Here is a 24,385-nt window from a genome sequence, read left to right as displayed (position 1 = left end):
TGAGGCGCTGCGCCTCAGTCCCGGCACAGCTCCCGCCACGGCGGGCGTGTCCGGCCTACGCTTCCTCAACCCCGGTCTGGCGGCGGCGGATAATCTTTCCGGCAATCCAGAAGCTAATCACCCAGGTCACCAGCCCGACGGCATAGGATTGCCAGCCTTGCGTTTCAAAGCCCAACAGCCCCACCACGCCGTTCAGTATAAAAATTAATCCCAGCGCAAACGCGTAGTAATGCCAGTCACGGCGGATTTTTTCAGTGAGTTTCATAACCCCTCCGACAACAAAAAAGGCATCTTCGCACAGCCGGAATCCGCGGTCTGTAGCCCCGGAGAGAATTATCACACATTGGGATATCGCTCTAAGTTCCGCAAAATGATCCGCCCACCCGCTCCCGGCCAGAAAACAGGAATATTCCTGGTCGTAAATTACCAGCAATCTGATACTGAGAACCCCTTCCCGCTGCCAGAATCATCGCTATGCCACGATGCAAACCAGCAGATCAGTCAAGTTCGGAGGGGAAGATGGCTGAGTTCGCCTTTTCAAAATCACTTATTGCCGCGAAAAAAAGAAGCGCCATCACCCGCAGCAATATTGCCTATGCCCTGTTTGTGCTGTTCTGTTTCTGGGCCGGCGCGCAGATGTTAAGCATGCTGGTACATGCCCCCGGTGTTTTCGAGCACCTGATGCAAATCGAAGACAGCAGCTCGCCGCGAATTAAGATTGGGCTGGCGGTGGGGACCCTGTTTGGCCTGATCCCCTTCCTGTTCGGCGGCCTGTTGATCGGCATGTTGGGGCTTATCCTGCGCTGGAGCGATAACCGCTAGCGACGCGCCATACAGCTGGCCCGCCTTTCATCGACCCGTTTCGCAAACCAGGCCGTGGTCAGATTACGCGTAATCTTAGGGCTCTCAAGCTGAATCCCCGGCAGTATCTCTCGCGGTAGCACTTTGCCTGCTTTCTTATCCGCCAGACGGAAAACCTGCTGATACAGCTCGGTTTTCTCAAACGCCAGGCTGTCGCCTTTTTTCAACTGCCGGTGGATGTCATCATCGCTCATCGCCAGCTGCCCAGCTAAACGGCGTACCGCCAGCTCCGTCGTCCCTGCGTCATCGCTATCATAACGAATTAAATCACCGTCCAGCGCCAGCTTCACACCGCTCGCTTTACTGACGGCATTCTGAAACGCCGCATTGCGGCTGGCATACCAGCCCGCGTTAAAGTCGGCAAAACGATACAGCGGCGCGCTGTAATTCGCCGGATAGTTGAGCAGGTGCCAGGTACCAAACCACAGGCCGCCGCGCAGGCTGAACACTTCCTGGCGCACGGTGCCGCTGATTTTCCACGGATAGCCATCGGTATGCTGTTCGGCAAACGCAATGCTCACCTGCATCGGGCCGCCGGTATGCACCGGGTTAAGTGAGCCGAACAGTTTCTGCCCCATGGGCACCATGCCGATAAAATCGTCAAACACAGCGCTAAGCTGCTTTTCCGTTTTCACGTTATCCAGCCGCTCGCTGTAGCTTTTGCCGTTGGGTGACGGAATTTTCAGCGCCGTGTGCACAAGGAAAACCGGGATGTGCATCTTCCCGGCCCGGCGGTCTATCTCTTGCCAGGCGATTCTGCTCAGCCCCGGCACTACCGGATCGGCTTGATAGTTGGACTCCTGCTGCGCGACGGCCAGCACCGAACAGACGTTCTCCTCCGTCGGCGCCAGCTTCTGGCTGGCGAAGGTTTTGGCAATCGCCTGCGCCCACTCGTCCCTGTCCTTCACGCTGGCGGGCATCTTTTGCCGCACCACGGCGGCCACGTCAACGGCCTTTTCGCCCTCTTTCAGCGCCGGCGCTGTGTTGCTGGTACAGGCACTCAGAATCCCCCCAGCCAACAGCGTCAGAGCGCAGGAAACCCGACGTGGTACCGCGGTTGTTCTGCACTGTCCTTGTCTCTGTATCATCCTTCAATCTGCCTCTGCTATGGGTAGGGTTCGCTAAATCAGTTCAACGTCTGGGTGACGGGCTGCAGCTCTTTACCATCGAGTTCGTGTTCAAAACTACGCAGACGTTTGTAGATGGACATCAGTTCCACCAGCGTCGTCCACGAGCTAATCAGATACTGGAACGAGCCGCGTACCTGGCCGAACACGTTGGTAATCTGCGTCATCAGGCCCAGCGTAATCGTACCGGCAACGATCGACGGAAACAGCAGGAACAAACCGAAAACATTATCCACCTGCAGATAAAGAATGCGGGCGATGTTGAAATACATGTAGTGGAAATAGAGGCGGAAATAGTTGTGACGAACGGCGCTAAACAGCTCGCGCACCGTCGGCGGCGTGGCGCGGGATTCATCATCTTCGCCGTACACCAGCTCTTTACGATACGCCGCTTCCACGCGCTGGTTTTTAAATTCCAGCCCCGGCAGTTTGATCCCCACGACCGCCAGCATACCGGTGCCCATCAGTGACCACACCACCGCAGCAATCACCAGGCCATACGGCAGATGACCCACAATCGGCAGATCCGGCACATGTTCAGACAGCGTAACCAGCACCGGCAGGAAGGCAATCAACGTCATCACGGCGTTGATAAAGCTCACCCCCATATCCTCGAGAGTGGAAGCAAAGCGCATGGTATCTTCCTGCACACGCTGAGCGGCACCTTCGATGTGGCGCAGGTGATGCCAGTGGGCCATATAGTGTTCGTTCATCGCCGTACGCCAGCGGAAAACGTAGTGGCTGACGAAGAAGTTGTTCATCACGCCGATAATCACCGCGATCACCGCGATCCCGAGGAACACGCCGGTTTCCTGGTAAAACTGGTTAATGCTGACTTTATGCGGTGTCGCCAGCGCGGACTGAATCAGATCGTAGAACGGCGCATACCAGGCGTTGATCGCCACCCCGACTTCCACCAGAAACCAGGTTACGAAGATGATCAACGAGGTGCCAAGAATTGACCAGTATTGCCAGCGGTGTGGACAGAAGGTAAACCAGAACAGCGCAAAAACGCCCACGCAGAAAACGTAGTAGGCGTAAAACACCAGATAGTTCAGCGACCAGAATCGCGCAGCGCTGATGGCAACATTTTGTGATGCCCCGGTTAAACGCAGCAGCCAGTCGCCACCGCCCGCCTGCCAAAAGATCACTGCAAGCAGCGACCAGACAAAGGCAGAGAGAAAAAACGGCCCCGGTTTGGGGAAAAAAGATTTAAACATCATGTACTCCTGCTAACTTCTTTATCGTTCTGGCTATGCTGTGTGCCACGAGAGCGCCCGCCGCATTGCTGTAGCAGTCTGGGGAGGACGGTCGGATGATGAGACCAAATATCAGCAGCTTAGTTCGTCTGCCATTCGGCCAGAATTGTTTCTATGGATTTCACGCGGACAGGATTGCCGGGTAGGGTAAGCGTACGCCAGACATCGTTGTAGTGATCGATAAGCGTTGTGGCCTGCGCAGCCGGACGGTTGGCAGTGGTATGCGCATCTTCGGCAACGGTAATTGCATAGCCGCGGCTGGCGCCGTTTTTGATGGTGGTATCGACACAATAATCGGTCGCACAGCCGCAAACCACGAACTGCTGGATCTGCTGCTCGCTCAGAACCTGCGCAAGACGTGTTTTATAGAACGCATCGCAGGCGGTTTTGGTGACATAGAGGGCGTCTGCGGGTTGTTCCAGCTCCGCCAGCAGCGCAAAACCTTCACTCCCCTCTTCCAGACCATCGTCCTCGGCATGCTGGATAAAAATCACGCGATCCGCGGCGCGAATCAGACGGTTAATATGCGCGACGCAGCGTTCGCGCTCAATACGCGGCGTCGCAAAGACGCCATTTTGCATATCTACTACCATCACTACTCGTTGAGCCGCCATATTTCTCTCTCGTCACCCGATAAATCAAACGCTCATCATACCCGCCCGCCGGGGAAAGAGGATGTCCGAAAGCATAAAAAAGTCCTTTTTACGCACGGTTACGTTTTTATGCTAAATATTGCCGTTATTCCACTTCGTTCAGCCGCGCTTCGTAGTATAAATATGCCCTATATATTTTCTTATGATTATGGATACCCCAGTTGAAACGTAGTCTGCTTATTTTTGCTGCGCTGTGTGCAGCGTCATGGACATCGGTCCAGGCAGCTCAACCGATCGTTGACCCGGAATTTGCCGCTAATGTTGTCGATCGTTACGCAAACCATATCTATTATGGTAGCGGCGCCACCGGCATGGCACTGGTGGTGATCGACGGCAATCAGCGTGTGTTTCGCAGCTTCGGTGAAACGCGTCCGGGCAATAATGAGCATCCGCAGCTGGATTCGGTTATCCGCATTGCTTCGCTGAGTAAACTGATGACCAGCGAGATGCTGGTAAAAATGCTCGATCAGGGCGTCGTGAAGCTCAACGACCCGCTCAGCAAATACGCGCCGCCGGGTGCCCGGGTGCCGACGTATCAGGGCACGCCGATTACGCTGGTCAATCTGGCGACTCACACCAGCGCGCTGCCGCGCGAACAGCCCGGTGGTGCTGCCCATCGTCCGGTCTTCGTCTGGCCAACGCGCCAGGATCGCTGGTCGTGGTTGTCGACTGCCTCGCTGAAAGCCGCCCCGGGTTCGCAGGCCGCCTACTCCAATCTCGCGTTTGATCTGCTGGCAGACGCCCTTTCCACCGCGGCGGGAAAACCTTATCCGCAGTTGTTTGAAGAACAAATTACCCGGCCGCTGGGTATGAAAGACACCACCTTTACGCCCTCACCGGATCAGTGCCGCCGGCTGATGGTCGCCGAGAAAGGCGCCAGCCCGTGCAACAATACGCTGGCGGCGATCGGCAGCGGCGGCGTCTACTCGACGCCAGGCGATATGATGCGCTGGATGCAGCAGTTCCTTTCCTCCGATTTCTATACCCGCGGGCAGCAGGCTGACCGTATGCAGACATTGATTTATCAACGTAGTCAGTTAACACGGGTTATCGGTATGGATGTGCCGGGCAAAGCCGACGCTCTGGGACTTGGCTGGGTCTATATGAAACCGAAAGATGGCCATCCGGGGATTATTCAAAAAACCGGCGGCGGCGGTGGATTCATTACCTATATGGCGATGAATCCGCAGGCGAACGTCGGCGCGTTCGTGGTGGTCACCCGTTCATCGCTGACCCGCTTTAGCAATATGAGCGACGGTATTAACGATCTGGTCAGCGAACTCAGCGGCGGGCAGCCGGCGCCGATCCCGGAATCCTGATTTAGTCTCGCGACCAAATTAATAATCTGCAGGCAAATGGTTGATGCTAATCAGTTTGCCTTTATCCATCTCGATATATCCGCCCTTGCGCAGGGCGGCAAGTACTTCGGCAACAACAGAGCGTGAAATACGCGTTTTTTGATGAATATAATTCATTACCCCAATACGAAAACGCAATTGTTCATCCCAGTCAATCATCGACAGCAGCGTCGCGCGAATTTGTTCATAGGAATTATGCCCAATCAATTGCAAATCGCGTTGTTCCATAATACGACTATGCCATACCAACCAACAGAATGCGTCGCGCCACAAATTATTCTGTTCAACTATTTTAAGCGCTTGTAAAGAAGGAAGATGGTAACCCTTACATTTCCCTTCCGTCATTAATTGATATCGCATCTCATTTTTCATCACGCTATCAGCCAACCCGATAATAAAAGGAGCCTGGGTGATGCCAATGAGGATATTTTCGTTTCTACGCAGAGAAATCACGCCTTCCAGAATGACAACCGTTTCGGCGCAATGTATATCATTAACGAATATAAGCTGTTTTTCACGACAAAATTCGAAGTGAGTGCCATATCTGGACAAGTATTGATCTAGCTGACCAAATGCATCAAGCGGTTTACTCAGCGATAACATTGATACGTTCCTGACAATAATGCCCGTCAAATCCTTGACGGGCATAGTCTTCGATTAAATATCTACAATGCTTTTCTCACTGTAAATAATCTTACCAGGTATATTTAACGCCCACGTTAGCGGCCCAGTCTTGATCCACATCACCACCACCGAGATAGCTAACATCCGAGTAGGCGCTGAAATTGCGGGTAAAACTGAACTGCGTACCCAGCCCAACACGAACCGCAGAACCTTCGGTACCGTTATTGATAGAATCACCGTTTACGTCAGCGTGGTTGCTGGCGTCGTCATACACGTAAGCCAGCTTGAAGTAAGGCGTCAGCGCCTGATCGTTACCGTAGGTGAAGGTATAACCCGCATCAACGCCCAGTTCATAGCGCATACTGTCGTAAGACTGACCACCCACTTTCAGGCCATTGCTCAGGCGATAGTCGTCACCAGACTGGAACAGACCCGATATGCTGCCGTACGGCGTCACATAGCCGGCATTACCCAGCTTCGCGTCATAGCCCAGTTTCAGACCAAAGCCCCAGGCATCTGAAGAGGTACTGCCGTCAACGTACTGACCGTTACTCATGTTTGCCGACAGTTCGTTGTTGAAGTGAGAGTAGTTAACAGAACCGTCAACAAAGAAGTTGTTTGCAAAATGAGCAGAAGTGTAGAGGTAAGCCGTCTGGCTGTCCTGATCCACCTGACCGGTACGATCGCTCAGATCCCCTTTCACAAAGCCCGCAGCGGCACCGACGATCCACTCAGCATCGTTACCGTCAATTTTGCTATCAAGACCCACCATGACGCCGTTAACATTCTGATCGTAGCCGATAGTGCCATTGTCGCCGTTGAAACTACCGCCGAAGTAGCTTCCCCAGGCGCCGCCGTTATCGGCCAGGCCATGACGCGACTGGGTCAGACGAGTTGCCACGGTATCCTGCTGCAGGTTCCAGATATTGCTGTTGGCAGACGGGATGCTCAGCGCCATGTTCGCATAGTCGGTCAGCCTGCTCTGCTCCAGAACAACGGTGTTGCCTTCCTGCTTAGCCTGGTAGGTGTAAGCACCGAGATCGGCTTTGTTAGCCGCAGAAAAGGTAGCCGTGCTGTTTTTGTCGTTCACATAAATCAGCTCTTTGCCTTTGTAATCAGCAATGGAGCCCTTACCATCCGCATTATCAATACGAACTCTGTAGTTGCCTGTCGCGGCCGCAACGCTGTCGCCTGCGTTATCCACTTCGGACTGATCGAAAGAGGTGTCGGCGTCGCCATTACCGTTCACGGTCAGGTGGCCATCGGAGTTCATCGCGATTGTGCCGTAGCCGTAGTTAGCCTTAGTGGCGTCATGAGTACGATCGTTCGTGAGATCGGCATTCAGCACGAAGCTATTGCTGCCGATATTAAGCACACCAGAGTACACGTTCCCGTTTGCATCCGTCGAACTGGTCAGATTCAGCGTATCGGCCTGCAGCGCGTACGCCGTGCTGTTGCCCACATCCAACATACCATTATTCGTGATGTTGATAGTGTTGGCATACAGTGCGGCATCGTCCACACCCCAGCCGGCGGAGACATCATCGGCAATCGTTACGTTACTGTTATCAATAGTCAGTGCGTTGGTCGCCACATGACCATCTTCATTGATCTTCAGGGCAGAGCCGCCGGTCAGAGAGATGGTGTCAGAAACCAGGGTGGAATCCGCGACGCTCACGACAGAACCGCTGTTGATGCTCAAGGTATCAATCAGAGAAACTTTGGTGGTATCCCAGCGCGAGCCGCCGTTCAGCGTCACATTAAACAGACCACTCTGGTAGACTTCGTTGCCAATAACATGACCGCTTTCATCATAGGCGGTGTCGCTGTTATTGATACCATAAGTTGACCATGGCCATAGGCTATTCGCGGCAATATCAAGCAGCGTAGCCGTTGCTTCAGTGCCCACGTCAAAGCTGTCATAAACGCCATCGCCATCAGAATCTACCTGATGCATGGACATCGCTGCCCCAACCCACTTACTGCCGTTATTTAACGTGACATCCATACGGTCAGTGCCATCCCAGCCGTTAGTGTCTACCGCAGTATCGGTATCACGATAGCTGTCTGCGCCATTCGGGAAGAAATTCTCGTCAAAATTGCTGGAAAACAGGATATCGCCCATGAGGGTAGAATGGTTGAGGTTAACGGTCGTCTGCATCGCGTTATCCGCATTCGGATTTGCGATGGCAGAGATCGCAATATCATCAGCATTAAAACCGTTACCGCTATAATCGCTGGCGTTATTGTTGTTACCGAACCAACCGGAGGTGCCTTCATCTGACCATGAACCTGACGTCACGGTAGAATCCATCACATTGATTGTATTATGAAACACTTCGCTGCTGTCGACGCCCGTGCTGACAGTATTATCGTCAATATCTCTCCACTCATAACCCTGAGTCAGGTCAATACCCGCGACATGGGAGTTATTTTTGATAACCAGATCCACCTCTTGATCCAGCGTAATGGCCGTCCCCAGATCGTAAACGTCAACAATATGGGTATCTACGGTGCCATCAGCCTGCGTACCGTTATAGGTATAATGTTCATAGTTATCATCAATGGTTGAGTTATCAACGGTCAGCGCCAGACGGTCATAAACATAACCGGTCGCATCGCGATCTACACAAACGGTAGTCATGCACTCAGAGGTGATCATCCCATGAATTGTGCTGTCTTTAATGGTCAGACTATTGCTATTGGTGTTGGTCGCAAGCCCATCATCAAGATAGTAAGTAGAGATCACGCCATTGACGACAGCTTTATTAATTACCGGATAAATATCACCGTTATAAATACTATCAGTCGCGTAATTATTCCAACCGACATAACCATTATAGTAAACACCGTCAGCATAGGCAGCGTCATTATAATGTTTAAATGTTGTGTAGGCGGTTCCAGAAATATCATTAGAAGCATTTGCCTGAGAGGTGACTGCCAACGTACAGGCTAATGCTAATTGTGAAACTACAAATTTCTTTTTCCAGGGGTGCATTTGTCATCCCTCCTCGGGACGTAATATCGTTGATCCATCAATTATTTATGCATAGAAGAATATTATTATGCTTCGCGACAACGATTATGCGGTATCACCAGAGAAAGGTTCAATTATTCTTCACCTAAAGTCCGAAACCGGACAATGGCCTCATGATACAAGTCGTTAGTTTAGAAAAGAAAATAAAAAATTTCAGTAAATTAAAGGGGAGCAGACATATCATACAACAAGTGAATATTTAAACCTAAAAACAAAATTCCAATGAATAAATTAAAAGCAGATTCTATCTTCGTCAACAATCAATAAATTCATCAATAGTTAATACATACCAAAAATAAAAACATCATCTGCAAATATATTTAACGCTATCACACACAGTAGCTTCACACTCTCATTATCCCTTCCTTCTGCACAGGCAGCTTTTGAGCCACTTTCGTAAAACACCCGTACGCAAATTCAGGTATACTGCGCGCTTTCATTTCACAAAATCAGGCAAACACATGACAGATTTAATCACTCGCCCCCGCCGTTTGCGTCAATCCGCCGCGCTGCGCGCCATGTTTGAAGAGACAACACTGAGTTTGAATGACCTCGTGTTGCCGATCTTTGTTGAAGAAGAAATCGACGATTACAAAGCCATTGACGCGATGCCAGGCGTGATGCGAATTCCCGAGAGATACCTGGCCCGTGAAATCGAACGTATCGCCAACGCCGGTATTCGTTCGGTCATGACCTTTGGTATTTCCCATCACACCGATGCCATCGGCAGCGATACCTGGAACGAGAACGGCCTTGTCGCACGCATGTCACGCATCTGTAAGGATACCGTACCGGAGATGATCGTCATGTCCGATACCTGTTTTTGCGAATACACCTCGCACGGTCACTGCGGCGTGCTCTGCGAACACGGCGTGGACAACGATGCAACCCTGGAAAATCTTGGCAAGCAGGCGGTAGTTGCCGCCGCTGCTGGCGCCGACTTTATTGCGCCTTCCGCCGCAATGGATGGCCAGGTGCAGGCGATTCGCCAGGCGCTCGATGCCGCCGGTTTTACGCAGACGGCCATCATGTCCTACTCCACCAAATTTGCTTCTTCGTTTTACGGCCCGTTCCGCGAAGCCGCCGGTACCGCGCTGAAAGGCGATCGTAAAACCTATCAGATGAGCCCGATGAATCGCCGCGAAGCGATTCGTGAGTCGCTGCTGGATGAAGCTCAGGGCGCAGATTGCCTGATGGTCAAACCCGCCGGCCCATACCTTGATATCCTGCGCGACCTGCGCGAGCGTACCAACCTGCCGCTGGGGGCTTATCAGGTGAGCGGCGAATACGCGATGATTAAATTTGCCGCCCAGGCGGGGGCTATTGATGAAGAGAAAGTGGTGCTGGAAAGCCTCGGCGCTATCAAACGCGCTGGTGCCGATCTGATCTTCAGCTACTTCGCCCTCGATCTGGCCGAAAAGAAAATCCTGCGTTAATTCCCTGCCATTCCCCCGGTGGCGCTACGCTTACCGGGGCTACGACCTGCTCCGGTAGCCCTGTAGCCCGGGTCAGGCGTCAGCCGCAACCCGGGACTGATCCGGCATTTAAATACGGCTCCTGACTTCCCCCGGTGGCGCTGCGCTTACCGGGGCTACGGCCTGCTCCGGTAGTCCTGTAGCCCGGGTCAGGCGTCAGCCGCAACCCGGGACTGCTCCGGCATTTAAATACGGCTCCTGACTTCCCCCCGGTCGCGCTGCGCTTACCGGGGCTACGGCCTGCTCCGGTTGCCCTGTAGCCCGGGTCAGGCGTCAGCCGCAACCCGGGACTGCTCCGGCATTTAAATACGGCTCCTGACTTCCCCCCGGTCGCGCTGCGCTTACCGGGGCTACGGCCTGCTCCGGTTGCCCCTGTAGCCCGGGTCAGGCGCCAGCCGCAACCCGGGGACATGAACTCGCGCCAATCCCAAATCTTCACTCAACTGTAATCTGAGCGACATCTGCACCTTCTACTGTCAGGGCAGGACGGAGGAGGAAGCGCTATGTTTAGTCTCGACAATGTACTCGACGACCTGTGGCCTCAGGCGAGGCCTGCACCCTGGCAAAAAAAACTACTCAAAAAATTACTTCATGAGGAAGAGTTTCAACAATTTGCCGCTCGCCATCGCCACCTGAAAGGGCTTGATACGGTCGAACAGGTGCTTGAACATCTCAATATCCGCTGCGCGATTCCGGCGCACGATCTGGAACAAATCCCTGAATACGGTCCGCTGGTGATCGTCGCTAACCATCCCACCGGCACGCTTGATGGCCTTGCGCTACTCTATGCCGTTTCCCGCGTACGCCGCGATGTCAAGGTCGTGACTAACCGCCTGTTGACTCATCTTGAACCATTGAGCTCGCTGTTTATTCCCGTCGATAATATCAACGGCCGTACCGCCAAAGCCGCGCTGCAACAGATGGATCTCCAGTTGCAAAACGGCGGCGTGCTGATCTTTTTCCCGGCAGGGGAAGTCTCACGCCTGACGCGCCGCGGTATCCGCGATAAAAAATGGCACTCTGGCTTTATTAAACTGGCGGCCAAATACCGCGCCCCGCTCCTGCCGGCGTGGATCCGCGCGCACAACAGCGCGCTGTTTTACGCCAGTACTCTGGTTTCAGAAAACCTCCCCCTGCTCCTGCTGATGCAGCAAATGTTCCGCCGTCGCAACAGCAGCCTGCCGGTCAATATTGGTCAACAGATTGCCTGGTCAAGCTGGTTCGACCCTCAGAGCTCTTCTCGCGAGCTGACCGAGCGTTGCTATCGCCACCTGGAGCAATTCGGCAAGGGGCTTGCGGGGGTATTCAAAACCGAAAGCGCAATTGCGCGCCCCGAGGATCGCGCCCTGCTTAAACGCGAACTCAACCAGGCGGAGTGTCTCGGGCGCACGGCAGATGGCAAAATCATCTACCTGTGGCAGCGCAGCGGTCAGGAAGATGCGCCGCTGCTGCGTGAGCTGGGTCGCCTGCGCGAATTTGCCTTTCGCGCAGTCGGTGAAGGCAGCGGCAAACGCCGCGACGTCGACGGATATGATGACGATTACCTGCACCTGATTCTGTGGGACGAAGAGGACCTGGAAATCGTCGGCGCCTATCGCTTTATGCCCACCGCCATGCAGCTGGAAAAACGCGGTCTGGAAGGTATCTACAGCTATAGTCTGTTCCACTACGACGAGCGCATGGATGATATTCTCAAGCACGGCATCGAGCTCGGGCGCAGCTTTATTCAGCCGCGCTACTGGGGACGTCGCGGTCTGGACTATCTGTGGTCGGGCATCGGCGCCTGGCTGGCGCGGTATCCGCACTACCGCTATCTGTTCGGTCCGGTATCCATTTCCGGTGGCCTGCCGCCCGCAGCGCGCGATCTGCTGGTGGCTTTCTATCGCCTGTGGTTCCCGGCGACCCATTCGTTAGCAAAGTCTCGTCGCCCTTATCCGGCCTCACTCCCCGATGTGCTGGCGCAGTTTGGTGGCGAGGATTACAACGATGACTTAGCCAGACTGAAATCCCTGCTCGGCAACCTCGGTTGTGCGATTCCGCCGCTGTATAAGCAGTATTCTGAAGTGTGCGAACCGGGCGGCGTGCAGTTTATCGATTTCGGCAGCGACCCGGATTTCAACAATTGCGTCGATGGTCTGGTGCTGGTGGATTTGACCTATCTGAAGGCCAATCGCTATCAGCGCTATATTGGCACCCATTTAGACGCGCCAAAATCGGCATAAAAGCCTCTTCCCGGAGGCGGCGCGTTGCGTTTGCCCGGTAACTTGCTCATTTCCCGGCTTGCGGCGCATTGCGCCTTAGCCGGGTACAGGGCGATAAAAATTACCCCGCCCGGTAATACGGCTTATCCCCCAGAATCGTCGCCCGGTGCATAATCCTGCGCTGCGGCAGGTAATCCGCATTCGCATAATGCTGCGTCACGCGGTTATCCCAAATCGCCACGTCGTTCGGCTGCCAGCGCCAGCGCACCTGAAACTCCGGCTTCGTGACGTGGGCAAACAGGAAACTGAGCAGCGTCGCGCTCTCTTTTTCCGTCACGTCGACAATGCGGGTGGTGAACCCTTCGTTAACAAACAGCGCCTGCTTGCCGGTCACCGGATGAGTCCGCACCACCGGATGCAGCAGCGGCGGGTTTTTCACGACCGCCTCCTGCCAGCGCTGATGTTCCTCTTCGCTTTTGCGGTATTTATACTCCTGGAACGATTTACGGAAATCATGTTCCGCCCGCAGGCCGCCTAGCAGCTGGCGAAAGGGTTCAGAGAGCGCCTCATACGCCGCAACACCGCTGGTCCACAGGGTATCGCCGCCGGTTGCAGGCAGCTCTTTTGCCGCCAGGATCGCCCCGGCGGGCGGCGTCTCGATAAAGGTGACATCGGTGTGCCAGTTATCGTTATCCGGCGGATTATCGTCGTGGGTATCGAGAACGATAATCTCATCCACGCCCGGCGCATGGGGATAAACCGGATGAATATGCAGGTCGCCAAAACGCAGGGCGAGATCCCGCTGCTGCCGGGGGGTGATATTCTGCTCGCGCAGGAACACCACCTGATGGCGCAGCACCGCGTGATACAGCTGCTCAAACTGGTTGTCGCTCAGCGGGCGGGTGATATCGACGCCGGATATCTGCGCGCCAATATATGGCCCCAGCGGGGTAATGCTTAAACGTTCGCTCATTGGACTTCTCCATGCCAGGGCGTCAGGCGACGCTGCAACGCGCGCAGCCCCAGTTCCAGTAAAAAGGCGATGATCGCAATCACCGCGATGCCGGCCAGCACCACATCGGTGGCGAGGAACTCACCGGCGGACTGCACCATAAAACCTAATCCGCGGGTGGCGGCAATCAGTTCGGCAGCCACCAGCGTTGACCAGCCCACCCCCAGCCCGATGCGCAGGCCGGTGAGAATTTCCGGTAATGCACCGGGCAAAATCACCAGCCACAGCACCTGCGCCCGGCTGGCGCCTAAAGATTGCGCGGCGCGAATACGCACCTGCTGGGCGCTTTTCACTCCCGCCAGCGTCGACATCACCACCGGCGCAAAAATCGCGAGATAAATCAGTAAGATTTTGGGCGTTTCGCCAATGCCGAACCAAATGATCACCAGCGGCAGCCACGCCAGCGGCGGCACCGGTCGATACAGTTCGATCAACGGATCGAGAATCCCGCGGATCGTCGGACTCAGGCCCATGGCGATCCCGACCGGTACGCCCAGGATCGTCGCCGCGACCAGAGCGATCGCGATCCGCGCCAGACTCGCCGCCAGATGTTGCCAGAGGGTGGCATCCATAAAGCCCTGCGGACCGGCAATGGCGATCAGTTTCTGTAATACCTGCTGCGGCGGCGGCAGAAACAGCGGGCTAATCAGCTGTAGGGCGGTAACCCCCCACCAGATCGCCAGCAGCACCGCCAGCGTGGCGAAACTCAGCGTCAGCTGGCGGGAGAGCGGCCAGCGCCACTTCAGCGTCCGCGGCTGTGGTTTGTCATGAATCACCACGCTCATGAGAAGGCCTCCCGTTGTTCAAATACCCGGCTCAGGACATATTCACGCTGTGCGATAAATTGCGGGTCCGATTTGATGCTGCGGCAGGATTCGCCGGCGACAAAGCGGCGGCCAAAATCGAGCGGCAGCCGCTCCAGCACCCGGCCCGGTCCCGGCGATAGCAGCACCAGTTCGGTGGCCATAAATACCGCCTCTTCAATATCATGCGTAATCAGCAGCACCTGCTTGCCGGTCTCGTGCCACAGGCCAAGCAGCAGGGTTTGCATCTGTTCGCGGGTGAAGGCGTCCAGCGCGCCAAACGGCTCATCCAGCAACAGCAACTGCGGGTTTGCCGCCAGCGCGCGGGCGATGCCGACCCGCTGGCGCTGGCCGCCGGAGAGCTGCCAGATAAAGCGCTTTTCCGCGCCTTCGAGGCCGACTTTTTTCAGCATCCGCGCCGCGGTTTCCCGGCGGACGGCTTTATCCTCGCCCGCCAGCTGGAGTCCCAGCGCGACGTTATCCTGTACGTTGCGCCACGGCAGCAGCCCTTCATGCTGAAACACCACGCCGCGCTCGGCGCCCGGCCCTTGTACCCGCTGGCCTTCGAGGGTGATGCTGCCGTGCTGATAAGGCACGAATCCGGCAATCAGATTCAGCAGCGTGGTTTTCCCGCAGCCAGAGGGGCCGAGGACCACCAGCAGTTCGCCGCTGTCCAGCGTCAGGTTGATATCCGCCAGCGCCGGTTTGCCGCCGTAGTCGGCGGAAAGATGCGAGATTTGCAGCATCGTGGCCCCCTTACTTCACAAAACGGTCGGTAACGTACTGGCTGTAATCGTTCCCGGCGGCGGGCACTTTGCCCTGTTCTTTAAGAAACTTCGCGGTGTCGATAATGGCTTGATTCACCGGCCCGTTCAGTTCCTGCACCTGCTGGGCGGCGGTCAGATAGGTATTGCCTTTTACCAGCCCCGGAACATCGGCATCCGGCACGCCGCTCAGGCGCGACAGCTTGCTGATATTATCCGCCTGCTTCAGCCACGCATCCGGGTTGGCAATATACGGTTGCTGGGCATCAATAGCGCTTTTGGCAAAGGCTTTCACAATCTCAGGGTGTTTCTCGGCAAAATCTTTGCGTACCACCCAGACATCCAGCGTCGGCGCGCCCCATTCCCCCACCTGGGATGAGTCGGTCAGCACTTTGCCCTCTTTTTCCAGTTCGTTCACTGCCGGCGCCCAGACGTAGGCGCCGTCGATGTCGCCGCGCTGCCAGGCGGCAATAATCGCCGGCGGCTGTAGGTTGATAATCTGCACCTGGCCCGGCTTAATGCCCCAGTGTTTGAGCGCCGACAGCAGACTGTAATGGGTGGTGGAGATAAAAGGGACAGCGATGCGTTTGCCGATCAGGTCTTGCGGTTTGCTGATGCTCTTCTTCACCACCAGCGCTTCAGAGTTGCCAAGCTTTGACGCCAGCAGGAACACTTCAATCGGCACCTGCTGCGTGGCGGCGACCGCCAGCGGGCTGGAGCCGAGGTTGCCGATTTGCACATCGCCGGAAGCCAGCGCCCGCACGATGCTTGAACCGCTGTCGAATTTGCGCCAGTCGACGGTGGCGCCGCTCGCTTTGGCAAAGGTGTTATCCGCCTGGGCGACTTTCGCCGGCTCAGCGGAAGTCTGATACGCGACGGTGACGTTGACCGCCTGCGCCTGAAATGCCGCCAGCGCCAGTGTGGCGATAAGTGTGATACGCGATGATAGTGCCATAGAGTCTGCTTCCCATAGTTGTTATGGGTGCAGTATTTCCGGTGCGATACGTTTGATGAAGTAATTAAAAATTCTGGCTAAGAACAAAGCGTTTTTAGAAAAAAAACGGCAATGCTTATACACAAAATCATTCAAGATGCGTCGAGGCGGCAAGGGAACGAATTTGTACAGCCGCAGGCTGCCCTCGCAGAGAGGCAGCCTGAAGGATGACGTGTATTAAGATTTCGTTACATTCGTTACATATCCGCACCTCGAAGATTGCCAGCACAGCGGCGGCAGGCATCATAGGGCCATGATTCAGTAAGAGAGCAGAAACATGATTCGTGTGGTGCTGGTCGATGACCATGTGGTGGTGCGTTCCGGTTTTGCGCAGCTACTCAGCCTCGAAGAGGATCTTGACGTTGTTGGCCAGTTCAGCAGCGCGGCGCAAGCCTGGCCTGCGTTATTGCGCGATGACATCAACGTGGCGGTGATGGATATCGCCATGCCGGATGAAAACGGCCTCAGTTTGCTCAAGCGTCTGCGCGCGCAAAAGCCGCAGTTTCGCGCCATTATTCTCAGCATTTACGACACCCCGACGTTCGTACAGAGCGCGCTTGATGCGGGCGCCAGCGGCTATCTGACCAAGCGCTGCGGACCGGAAGAGTTAGTGCAGGCGGTACGTTCCGTCGGCATGGGCGGCCATTACCTGTGCGCCGATGCACTCAGGGCGTTGCGCGGCGGGCAACAGCCGGCGCAGGTGCTGGAAGTGCTCACCCCGCGTGAGCGCGAAGTGTTTGATTTACTGGTCAAAGGCGACAGCGTAAAAGAGATTGCCTTCCAGCTCGACCTCAGCCACAAAACGGTACATGTTCATCGCGCCAACGTGCTGGGCAAGCTGCAATGCCAAAGCACGATTGAACTGGTGCACTTCGCTCTCGACCATCAGCTGCTGGCAGGGCATTGATGTCGCGCAGCCTTCGCCATGGGGTCATTTCGCTGTTCATCGTCCTGGCCTGGGGTAGCGGCTGGCTGATGCTGTGGACACTCGGTTTTTATCTGACCCATAACGGCCAGCAGGCGGCGCTGTTTTTGCCGCACGGCGTTTATCTGGCGCTGCTGATCCTGCTTTCGCGCCGCTACTGGCCCGCACTGGTGATCCCCCCTCTGTTGATGCTGCTCTGGCTGCGCGGCGAACAGCTGCTGAACGGCTATATTCTGCTGACCGCGCCGTTGATTAGCCTGCTCCCAGCCGCTCTCGCCCAACAGTTCTGGCATCGTTTTCCCCTCTACTGGCAGCGGCTGACGCTGCTGCTGGCGACGGTAACCGCAAGTTCGTTAATCAACACGGTCCTGCTCTCGCCGTGGGTCAAAAGCCCGGCGATGATGCTCGGGCTGGCCTCGTTTACCGGCGGCGTACTGCTGACCCCGTTCGTCTATCTGGTTTTTGAATTTCTGCGCCAGCAGCACCGCTATCATCTGCTGGGGCTGGATACTAACAACCCGCCGCTGCGTACCTCGTTAATTATCTGGTGCAGCCTGTTCTTTATCATCGGCATCGGCACCCAAATGGTGCTGTCGCCGGAAATCGAGCGCCTGCTGTTAATTGTGGTGTTTTTGCCAAACGTGGTGATGGCGTGGAAGTTCGGCTGGCAGGGCGGCGTCCTCTCCGGCCTGCTGGGCAGCATGATGATCACCATCGCCCGCCAGGTTGGCGTCGGCTTCAGCAATCTGGTGGAGCTGGAAATTTTCCTGGCGACCCAGGCATTACTGGGAATTGGTCTGGGGATCGCCATCAGCCGCCAGCAGCACCTGGCGCAAAACCTGCACCACTACCGCCAGCGGCTGGAAACGGAGCTGGCGGCGCGACGGGCGCTGGCCGAGAAACTGGTGCATACCGAAGAAGATACGCGCAAGAGTCTGGCGCGCGAACTGCACGACGAAATCGGCCAGAACATCACCGCCATTCAGATCCAGTCGCAGCTGGTGAAACGGGCGCGCGATCCGGCGCAAGCCCAGGCCGCCGCCAGCCAGATCAACGATCTCGCCCGCCGGATCCACCACTCTACCCGCCAGCTGTTGCGCCAGCTGCGCCCCCCGGCCCTGGACGAACTGTCGTTTAAAGAAGCGTTGCACCATCTGCTCAACGAGTTTGCCTTTGCCGAGCGCGGTATTCGTTGCCAGTTTGACTATCAGCTTACCGCCACGCCCGAAAATGAAACGGTGCGCTTCACTCTCTACCGGTTGTTACAGGAGTTGCTCAACAACGTCTGTAAACACGCCGGAGCCAGCGAGGTGCGGATTGTCCTGCGTCAGCAGGGAGATGTGCTGCATCTGGACGTGACCGACAACGGTGTGGGGATCAGTGCCGACAACATGGCCGGTTTTGGCATTCAGGGGATGCGCGAGCGGGTCAGCGCCCTCGGGGGCGAGCTGACGCTGGAATCGCAGCGCGGGACGCGGGTAAGTGTTAACCTGCCCACAAATTTGCAACAAATCACCTTCTGACCAGGAAAAAGTCTTAGCCACTGCGGACTTTCTCTCATCCCCTTTCGAATTCACTTTCTTATAGTCAGCAAAACGGAGACGGCCATGCACGCACGCTCAGCAAGTGACATCACCCAACATTACCGGACGCTGCGTCCACAATTGCTGATGTACATGGTGATCGGCTATGCCGCGTTTTATCTGACGCGTAAAAGCGTCAACTACGTGCTACCGGCGCTGCAAACGGATCTCGGGCTGGATAAAGGCGATATCGGCCTGCTGGGGTCGCTGTTTTACCTGGCCTACGGTCTGTCGAAATTTACCGCCGGGCTGTGGCATGACAGCCACGGGCAGCGCGGGTTTATGGGCGCTGGCCTGTTCGCCACCGGCCTGCTGAACGTGGTGTTCGCCTTTGGCGAGTCGTTACCACTGCTGCTGGCGGTCTGGACGCTGAACGGCTTCTTTCAGGGCTGGGGATGGCCGCCCTGCGCCCGCCTGCTGACCCACTGGTATTCGCGCAACGAACGCGGCTTCTGGTGGGGCTGCTGGAATATGTCTATCAACATTGGCGGGGCGATTATCCCGCTGATTAGCGCCTTTGCCGCCCACTGGTGGGGCTGGCAGGCGGCGATGCTGATGCCAGGGATAATCAGCATGGCTCTGGGAATCTGGTTAACGCTGCAACTGAAAGGCACGCCAGAGGAAGAGGGATTGCCGTCAGTGGGCACCTGGCGTAACGACCCCTTAGAACTGCGTCAGGAGCAGCAAAGCCCGCCGATGGGACTGTGGCAGATGCTGCGTACCACGATGCTGAAGAACTCCATGATCTGGCTGCTGGGCGTCTCTTACGTGCTGGTCTACCTGATCCGTATTGCGCTCAACGACTGGGGCAACATCTGGCTAACCGAGAGCCACGGCGTCAATTTACTCAGCGCCAATGCCACGGTGATGCTGTTTGAAGCGGGCGGCCTGCTTGGCGCGCTGTTCGCCGGTTGGGGGTCGGATCTGCTGTTCAGCGGCCAGCGGGCGCCGATGATTTTGCTGTTCACCCTGGGGCTGATGGTCTCCGTCGCCGCCCTCTGGCTGGCGCCGGTGCATCACTACGCGCTGCTGGCAGTCTGTTTCTTTACGGTGGGCTTCTTCGTTTTTGGCCCGCAAATGCTGATTGGCCTCGCGGCGGTGGAGTGCGGACACAAAGCGGCGGCGGGTTCAATCAGCGGATTTCTCGGTCTGTTCGCCTATCTGGGGGCAGCGCTGGCGGGCTGGCCTCTGTCGCTGGTCATTGAACGCTACGGCTGGTCGGGGATGTTCAGTTTGCTCTCGGTCGCCGCGGTACTGATGGGTTTATTGCTGATGCCGCTGCTGATGGCGAGCATTACTACCTCTGCTGCTCAAAGGATAAAATAATGAAAAAAACTCTGCTCACTACCCTGATAGCTTCCGGCATGGCGCTGGCGACATTAAGCGGCGCGGCGCAGGCCAAAGGTCGTCTGGTGGTCTATTGCAGCGCCACCAACGAAATGTGTGAAGCCGAAACCAAAGCCTTCGGCGAAAAATATGACGTGAAAACCTCGTTTATCCGCAACGGCTCCGGCAGCACGCTGGCGAAGGTCGATGCCGAGAAGAAAAACCCGCAGGCCGATGTCTGGTACGGCGGTACCCTCGATCCGCAGTCCCAGGCCGGTGAAATGGGTCTGCTGCAACCCTATAAGTCGCCCAATCTTGCGCAGGTGATGGCGCAGTTCCGCGATCCGGCGAAGCTGAAAGGCAACTACTCCTCGGCGGTGTACGTCGGCATCCTCGGCTTCGGCGTGAACACCCAGCGTCTGAAAGAGAAAAACCTGCCGGTGCCAAAATGCTGGAAGGATCTGACGAAAGCGGAATACAAAGGCGAAATCCAGATAGCCGACCCGCAAAGCTCCGGCACCGCCTATACCGCGCTGGCGACCTTCGCCCAGCTGTGGGGAGAAGACCAGGCCTTTGATTACCTGAAACAGCTCAACGCCAACGTCTCGCAGTACACCAAATCCGGGATCGCCCCGGCGCGCAACGCCGCCCGCGGTGAAACCGCCATCGGCATCGGCTTCCTGCATGACTACTCGCTGGAAAAAGAACAGGGCGCGCCGCTGGAGCTGATCTCGCCGTGCGAAGGCACCGGCTATGAAATTGGCGGCGTCAGCATCCTCAAGGGCGCGCGTAACCTCGACAACGCCAGACTGTTCGTCGACTGGGTGCTGTCGAAAGAGGCCCAGGAGCTGGCGTGGAAAAAGGGCAAGTCCTATCAGATCCTGACCAACACCAGCGCCGAAACCTCGCCGAACTCGCTGAAGCTCGACGACCTGAAGCTTATCAACTACGACATGGATAAATACGGCTCAACCGACGTCCGTAAAGCGTTGATCAATAAATGGGTCAGCGAAGTGAAGATGGGTAAATAAGCCCACACCATGACTTCCTGACGTTAAGGTTACGTAGGCCGGGTAAGGCAACGCCGCCACCCGGCAATCATCGTCACCCTGAATGCCGGATGGCGCTCACGCTTATCCGGTCTGTTCGGGATTGAACAGCGGAAAACGTATGTCACACACACTTGCACTCCATCCCGTGAAAAAACGGGATGCGATATTCCTTTGGGTTTTGTTCGGCTGGCTGGCGTTCGCCCTGCTGCCGAGCTGGAGCCTGGATTACGGCCTGCAGGAATCCACGAGCGATGAAATCGTCGCAGCTTACGGCTGGTCACAGTTGAATGTCAGCTGGCTGTGGTATCTCTTACCGAGCCTGCTGCTGCTTCGTCCATGGCAGGAAGCCGCGCGGGAGCAGCGCAGCCGCCACTACCTCGACGCGGGCTGGGCGTTGTTATGTATGGCGTTTATCGTCATCAGCGCCACCGTTGAAGGGCGCGGGTTAGGCTATGCCACCATCGTGCTGTTTGTCGCGCTGGGGGCCATCATGACCCTGGCGCTGACCCGCCTCGAATGGCTGGGCGGCGACCGCTTTGTGATCGGTTCGCTGGTCACCATCGTGGCGTTAATCGGCGTCTTTATCGTCTGGCCGAGCATCGCCATTTTCATCCCGATGTTCACCAACGACGCCGGCGAGTTCGCCCCGCTGGCATTTATGACCGTGCTGTCGCAGGCGCATATTATCCAGGTGATCCTCAACTCGATTGCCCTGTCGATTGCGGTAGGCATCGGCTGCACTTTCTTCGGCCTGGTGCTGGCGATTTACACCACCCGCATCGCTCAACGCAGCGCCGTTATCGGCCGTATCTTCTCGATTCTGCCGATCGTCACGCCGCCGTTCGTCGTCGGCCTCGGCGTCACCCTGATGATGGGCCGTTCCGGCTACGTCACCGAATTGATGGTCGAGTGGTTCGGTTTGACCAATACCAACTGGCTGTACGGGTTTACCGGCATCTGGCTGGCGCAGGTGCTGGCGTTTACCCCAATGGCGTTTATGATCCTCGACGGGGCCATTAAAACCATTCATCCGTCGCTGGAAGAGGCGTCATACACCCTGCGCGCCAGTCGCTGGCAGACGTTTAACGGCGTGTTTGTCCCACTGCTGAAACCGGCGCTGGCGAATGCGTTTTTGATCGTCATCGTCCAGTCGCTGGCCGACTTCAGCAACCCGCTGGTGCTCGGCGGCAACTTCGATGTGCTGGCGACGCAGATCTACTTCTACATCACCGGTTCGCAGCTCGATTACCAGGCGGCGAGCACGCTGGGCGCGTTCCTGCTGCTGTTCTCGCTGCTGGTGTTCTGCATTCAGTATATGTGGATCGGCAAGCGCTCCTACGTCACGGTCTCCGGTAAATCCTATCGCGGCGACGTACAGCCGCTGCCGGTGACGCTGGTCTGGGGCGTGATCGCTATTCTGGCGGTGTGGGTGGCCTTCAACGCCCTGCTCTACGGCAGCATTTTCTACGGCAGTTTCACCGTGAACTGGGGCGTGGACTACACCCTGACGCTGGATAACTTTATCAAGCTGTTCGGTCAGGGGATGAGCGACGGCGCATGGCCTTCGCTGCTCGATACCCTGCTCTACGCCGGGATCGCCGCGCCGATCACCGCCGCCTTCGGCCTGCTGATCGCCTGGATCGTGGTGCGCCAGCAGTTTAAAGGCAAAAAGACCATCGAGTTCACCACCATGCTGTGCTTCGCGGTGCCGGGCACCGTGGCAGGCGTTTCCTACATCCTGGCCTTTAACAGCGCCCCGGTGTACCTGACGGGAACCGCGGCGATTGTAATTATCTCGATGGTGATGCGTAACGTGCCGGTCGGTATTCGCGCCGGGATCGCGGGCTTAGGGCAGATAGACAAATCGCTGGATGAAGCCTCGCTCAGCCTGCGTGCCGGGAGCCTACGCACCATTACGCACATTCTGCTGCCGCTGCTGCGTCCGGCTATTCTCTCGGCGCTGATCTACAGCTTTGTGCGCGCCATCACGACCGTCAGCGCCATTGTGTTCCTCGTCACGCCAGATACCCGCGTGGCAACGGCCTACATCCTGAACCGCGTGGAAGACGGCGAATACGGCGTGGCGATCGCCTACGGGTCGATTCTGATCGTGGTGATGCTGGCGATTATTTTCATCTTTGACTGGCTGATTGGGGAAGCGCGTATCTCCCGGTCTAAAGCCAAAAACCAGGCGTAATGGAGCGCACTATGAGTCAGAAAAATTTTGTTGAGCTGCGCAACGTCACCAAGCGATTCGGCAGCAACACAGTCATCGACACAATCAATCTCACCATCCCGCAGGGGCAAATGGTGACGCTGCTTGGTCCGTCCGGCTGCGGCAAGACCACGATTCTGCGCCTGGTGGCCGGGCTGGAAAAACCGAGCGAAGGGCAGATTTTTATCGACGGCGAAGACGTTACCCATCGCTCGATTCAGCAGCGCGATATCTGCATGGTGTTTCAGTCTTACGCCCTGTTCCCGCATATGTCGCTGGGGGATAACGTCGGCTACGGTCTGAAGATGCTGGGCGTGTCGCGCAGCGAAGTGAAAGCGCGGGTGAAAGAGGCGCTGGCGATGGTCGATCTGGAAGGATTCGAGGACCGCTATGTCGATCAGATCTCCGGCGGTCAGCAGCAGCGTGTGGCGCTGGCGCGCGCGCTGATCCTCAAACCGAAGGTACTGTTGTTTGACGAGCCATTGAGTAACCTCGACGCCAACCTGCGGCGCAGTATGCGCGATAAGATCCGCGAACTGCAAAAGCAGTTTGATATCACCTCGCTGTACGTGACCCACGATCAGAGCGAAGCCTTTGCGGTGTCCGACACCGTGCTGGTGATGAACAAGGGGCATATCATGCAGATCGGCTCGCCGCAGGATCTTTATCGTCAGCCCGCATCGCGCTTTATGGCAAGTTTTATGGGCGATGCCAACCTGTTCCCGGCCGCCTTCAGCGAGGATTTTGTCGATATCTATGGCTATCGGCTGCCGAGACCGCCGCATTTTGCCGCCCAGGGCGAAGGCAGCGTCGGCGTACGTCCGGAGGCGATTACTCTGAGCGATCGCGGCGAGGAGAGCCAGCGCTGCACCATCCGCCACGTGGCCTATATGGGGCCGCAGTATGAGGTGACGGTGGAGTGGCACGGGCAGGAGATCCTATTGCAGGTAAATGCGACGCGGCTGCAACCGGACGTCGGCGAACAGTATTATCTCGAAATCCACCCGTACGGGATGTTTGTGCTGGCCGATGCGGCGTAACTGACGCCGGGTGGCGGCTTGCGCCTTACCCGGCCTACGGTTCGTGTACGTTGCAGGACGGGTGAGCTGTGTTATC

At 56.4% G+C, this 24,385-nt stretch carries 20 protein-coding genes; 10 read left to right on the top strand and 10 right to left on the bottom strand.

Features of this window, described 5'->3' with window-relative positions; all coding sequences use genetic code 11:
* Positions 1 to 55: 55 nt before the first annotated feature.
* Positions 56 to 265, bottom strand: coding sequence for a DUF2754 family protein (locus CWM52_RS04880; RefSeq protein ID WP_004858472.1), 210 nt, complete (start codon positions 263 to 265; stop codon positions 56 to 58).
* Positions 266 to 519: 254 nt separating this feature from the next.
* Here CWM52_RS04880 and CWM52_RS04875 point away from each other — a divergent pair, with 254 nt between their 5' ends.
* Positions 520 to 822 carry a DUF2755 family protein gene (locus CWM52_RS04875; protein WP_100683060.1) on the top strand — a complete coding sequence of 101 codons (303 nt, stop codon included), beginning with the start codon at positions 520 to 522 and terminating at the stop codon, positions 820 to 822.
* On the opposite strand, the gene CWM52_RS04870 is transcribed toward CWM52_RS04875, so the two are convergent.
* From CWM52_RS04870 to CWM52_RS04860, 3 genes are all read right to left on the bottom strand, one after another.
* A complete protein-coding gene (locus CWM52_RS04870; protein WP_100683059.1) occupies positions 819 to 1,949 on the bottom strand; it encodes a DUF1615 domain-containing protein in 1,131 nt (376 codons plus the stop codon). The two genes, CWM52_RS04875 and CWM52_RS04870, sit on opposite strands and share 4 nt — an antisense overlap.
* A 38-nt stretch (positions 1,950 to 1,987) precedes the next feature.
* The gene (gene sbmA / locus CWM52_RS04865) at positions 1,988 to 3,208 is read right to left on the bottom strand and encodes a peptide antibiotic transporter SbmA (protein ID WP_100683058.1); all 1,221 of its coding nucleotides are present in this window, start codon (positions 3,206 to 3,208) and stop codon (positions 1,988 to 1,990) included.
* Positions 3,209 to 3,327: 119 nt separating this feature from the next.
* Complete coding sequence (locus CWM52_RS04860; RefSeq protein ID WP_100683057.1) at positions 3,328 to 3,861, bottom strand: cysteine hydrolase family protein; 534 nt, start codon at positions 3,859 to 3,861, stop codon at positions 3,328 to 3,330.
* Positions 3,862 to 4,061: 200 nt separating this feature from the next.
* Here CWM52_RS04860 and ampH point away from each other — a divergent pair, with 200 nt between their 5' ends.
* Positions 4,062 to 5,219 (top strand): D-alanyl-D-alanine-carboxypeptidase/endopeptidase AmpH, encoded by a 1,158-nt coding sequence (ampH, locus tag CWM52_RS04855; protein WP_100683056.1) that lies wholly within the window; start codon positions 4,062 to 4,064, stop codon positions 5,217 to 5,219.
* Between the two features lie 18 nt (positions 5,220 to 5,237).
* On the opposite strand, the gene iprA is transcribed toward ampH, so the two are convergent.
* Together iprA and ehaB are read right to left on the bottom strand one after the other, a co-directional pair.
* Positions 5,238 to 5,861 (bottom strand): hydrogen peroxide resistance inhibitor IprA, encoded by a 624-nt coding sequence (gene iprA / locus CWM52_RS04850; protein ID WP_100683055.1) that lies wholly within the window; start codon positions 5,859 to 5,861, stop codon positions 5,238 to 5,240.
* 91 nt (positions 5,862 to 5,952) lie between these two features.
* Positions 5,953 to 8,880 carry an autotransporter adhesin EhaB gene (gene ehaB / locus CWM52_RS04845; RefSeq protein ID WP_100683054.1) on the bottom strand — a complete coding sequence of 976 codons (2,928 nt, stop codon included), beginning with the start codon at positions 8,878 to 8,880 and terminating at the stop codon, positions 5,953 to 5,955.
* A gap of 500 nt (positions 8,881 to 9,380) precedes the next feature.
* Between ehaB and hemB the strand changes: the two genes are divergently transcribed.
* Positions 9,381 to 10,355 (top strand): porphobilinogen synthase, encoded by a 975-nt coding sequence (gene hemB / locus CWM52_RS04840; protein ID WP_100683053.1) that lies wholly within the window; start codon positions 9,381 to 9,383, stop codon positions 10,353 to 10,355.
* Positions 10,356 to 10,897: 542 nt separating this feature from the next.
* A complete protein-coding gene (locus CWM52_RS04835) occupies positions 10,898 to 12,616 on the top strand; it encodes a lysophospholipid acyltransferase family protein (RefSeq protein ID WP_100683052.1) in 1,719 nt (572 codons plus the stop codon).
* A 100-nt stretch (positions 12,617 to 12,716) separates the two neighbouring features.
* On the opposite strand, the gene tauD is transcribed toward CWM52_RS04835, so the two are convergent.
* The 4 genes from tauD to tauA are packed head-to-tail and all read right to left on the bottom strand — an operon-like array spanning position 12,717 to position 16,129.
* Positions 12,717 to 13,568 carry a taurine dioxygenase gene (tauD, locus tag CWM52_RS04830; RefSeq protein ID WP_100683051.1) on the bottom strand — a complete coding sequence of 284 codons (852 nt, stop codon included), beginning with the start codon at positions 13,566 to 13,568 and terminating at the stop codon, positions 12,717 to 12,719.
* Entirely contained in the window at positions 13,565 to 14,392 is an 828-nt protein-coding gene (tauC, locus tag CWM52_RS04825; protein ID WP_100683050.1) for a taurine ABC transporter permease TauC, read from the bottom strand. The genes tauD and tauC overlap by 4 nt, the downstream gene beginning before the upstream one ends.
* On the bottom strand, positions 14,389 to 15,156 hold the full coding sequence (tauB, locus tag CWM52_RS04820) for a taurine ABC transporter ATP-binding subunit (protein ID WP_100683049.1): 768 nt from the start codon (positions 15,154 to 15,156) through the stop codon (positions 14,389 to 14,391). The genes tauC and tauB overlap by 4 nt, the downstream gene beginning before the upstream one ends.
* Before the next feature lie 10 nt (positions 15,157 to 15,166).
* Complete coding sequence (gene tauA / locus CWM52_RS04815; RefSeq protein ID WP_100683048.1) at positions 15,167 to 16,129, bottom strand: taurine ABC transporter substrate-binding protein; 963 nt, start codon at positions 16,127 to 16,129, stop codon at positions 15,167 to 15,169.
* A gap of 316 nt (positions 16,130 to 16,445) precedes the next feature.
* Between tauA and CWM52_RS04810 the strand changes: the two genes are divergently transcribed.
* From CWM52_RS04810 to fbpC, 6 genes are all read left to right on the top strand, one after another.
* Complete coding sequence (locus CWM52_RS04810) at positions 16,446 to 17,075, top strand: response regulator transcription factor (protein ID WP_100683047.1); 630 nt, start codon at positions 16,446 to 16,448, stop codon at positions 17,073 to 17,075.
* Entirely contained in the window at positions 17,075 to 18,616 is a 1,542-nt protein-coding gene (locus tag CWM52_RS04805) for an MASE1 domain-containing protein (protein WP_100683046.1), read from the top strand. Before CWM52_RS04810 ends, CWM52_RS04805 begins: the two co-directional genes overlap by 1 nt.
* Before the next feature lie 60 nt (positions 18,617 to 18,676).
* Positions 18,677 to 20,002 carry an MFS transporter family glucose-6-phosphate receptor UhpC gene (gene uhpC, locus CWM52_RS04800; protein WP_227521261.1) on the top strand — a complete coding sequence of 442 codons (1,326 nt, stop codon included), beginning with the start codon at positions 18,677 to 18,679 and terminating at the stop codon, positions 20,000 to 20,002.
* Positions 20,002 to 21,033, top strand: a complete 1,032-nt coding sequence (locus CWM52_RS04795) for an ABC transporter substrate-binding protein (RefSeq protein ID WP_100683044.1) — start codon at positions 20,002 to 20,004, stop codon at positions 21,031 to 21,033. The genes uhpC and CWM52_RS04795 overlap by 1 nt, the downstream gene beginning before the upstream one ends.
* A gap of 139 nt (positions 21,034 to 21,172) precedes the next feature.
* The gene (locus tag CWM52_RS04790; protein WP_100683204.1) at positions 21,173 to 23,251 is read left to right on the top strand and encodes an ABC transporter permease; all 2,079 of its coding nucleotides are present in this window, start codon (positions 21,173 to 21,175) and stop codon (positions 23,249 to 23,251) included.
* An 11-nt stretch (positions 23,252 to 23,262) separates the two neighbouring features.
* Positions 23,263 to 24,309, top strand: a complete 1,047-nt coding sequence (gene fbpC, locus CWM52_RS04785; RefSeq protein ID WP_100683043.1) for a ferric ABC transporter ATP-binding protein — start codon at positions 23,263 to 23,265, stop codon at positions 24,307 to 24,309.
* Positions 24,310 to 24,385: the final 76 nt, after the last annotated feature.

The organism is Raoultella sp. T31 (genome assembly GCF_002806725.1).
GTDB lineage: Bacteria > Pseudomonadota > Gammaproteobacteria > Enterobacterales > Enterobacteriaceae > Klebsiella > Klebsiella electrica.
Note: the sequence above shows the minus strand (reverse complement) of the source record. Positions and strands in the feature narration are given on the sequence as shown.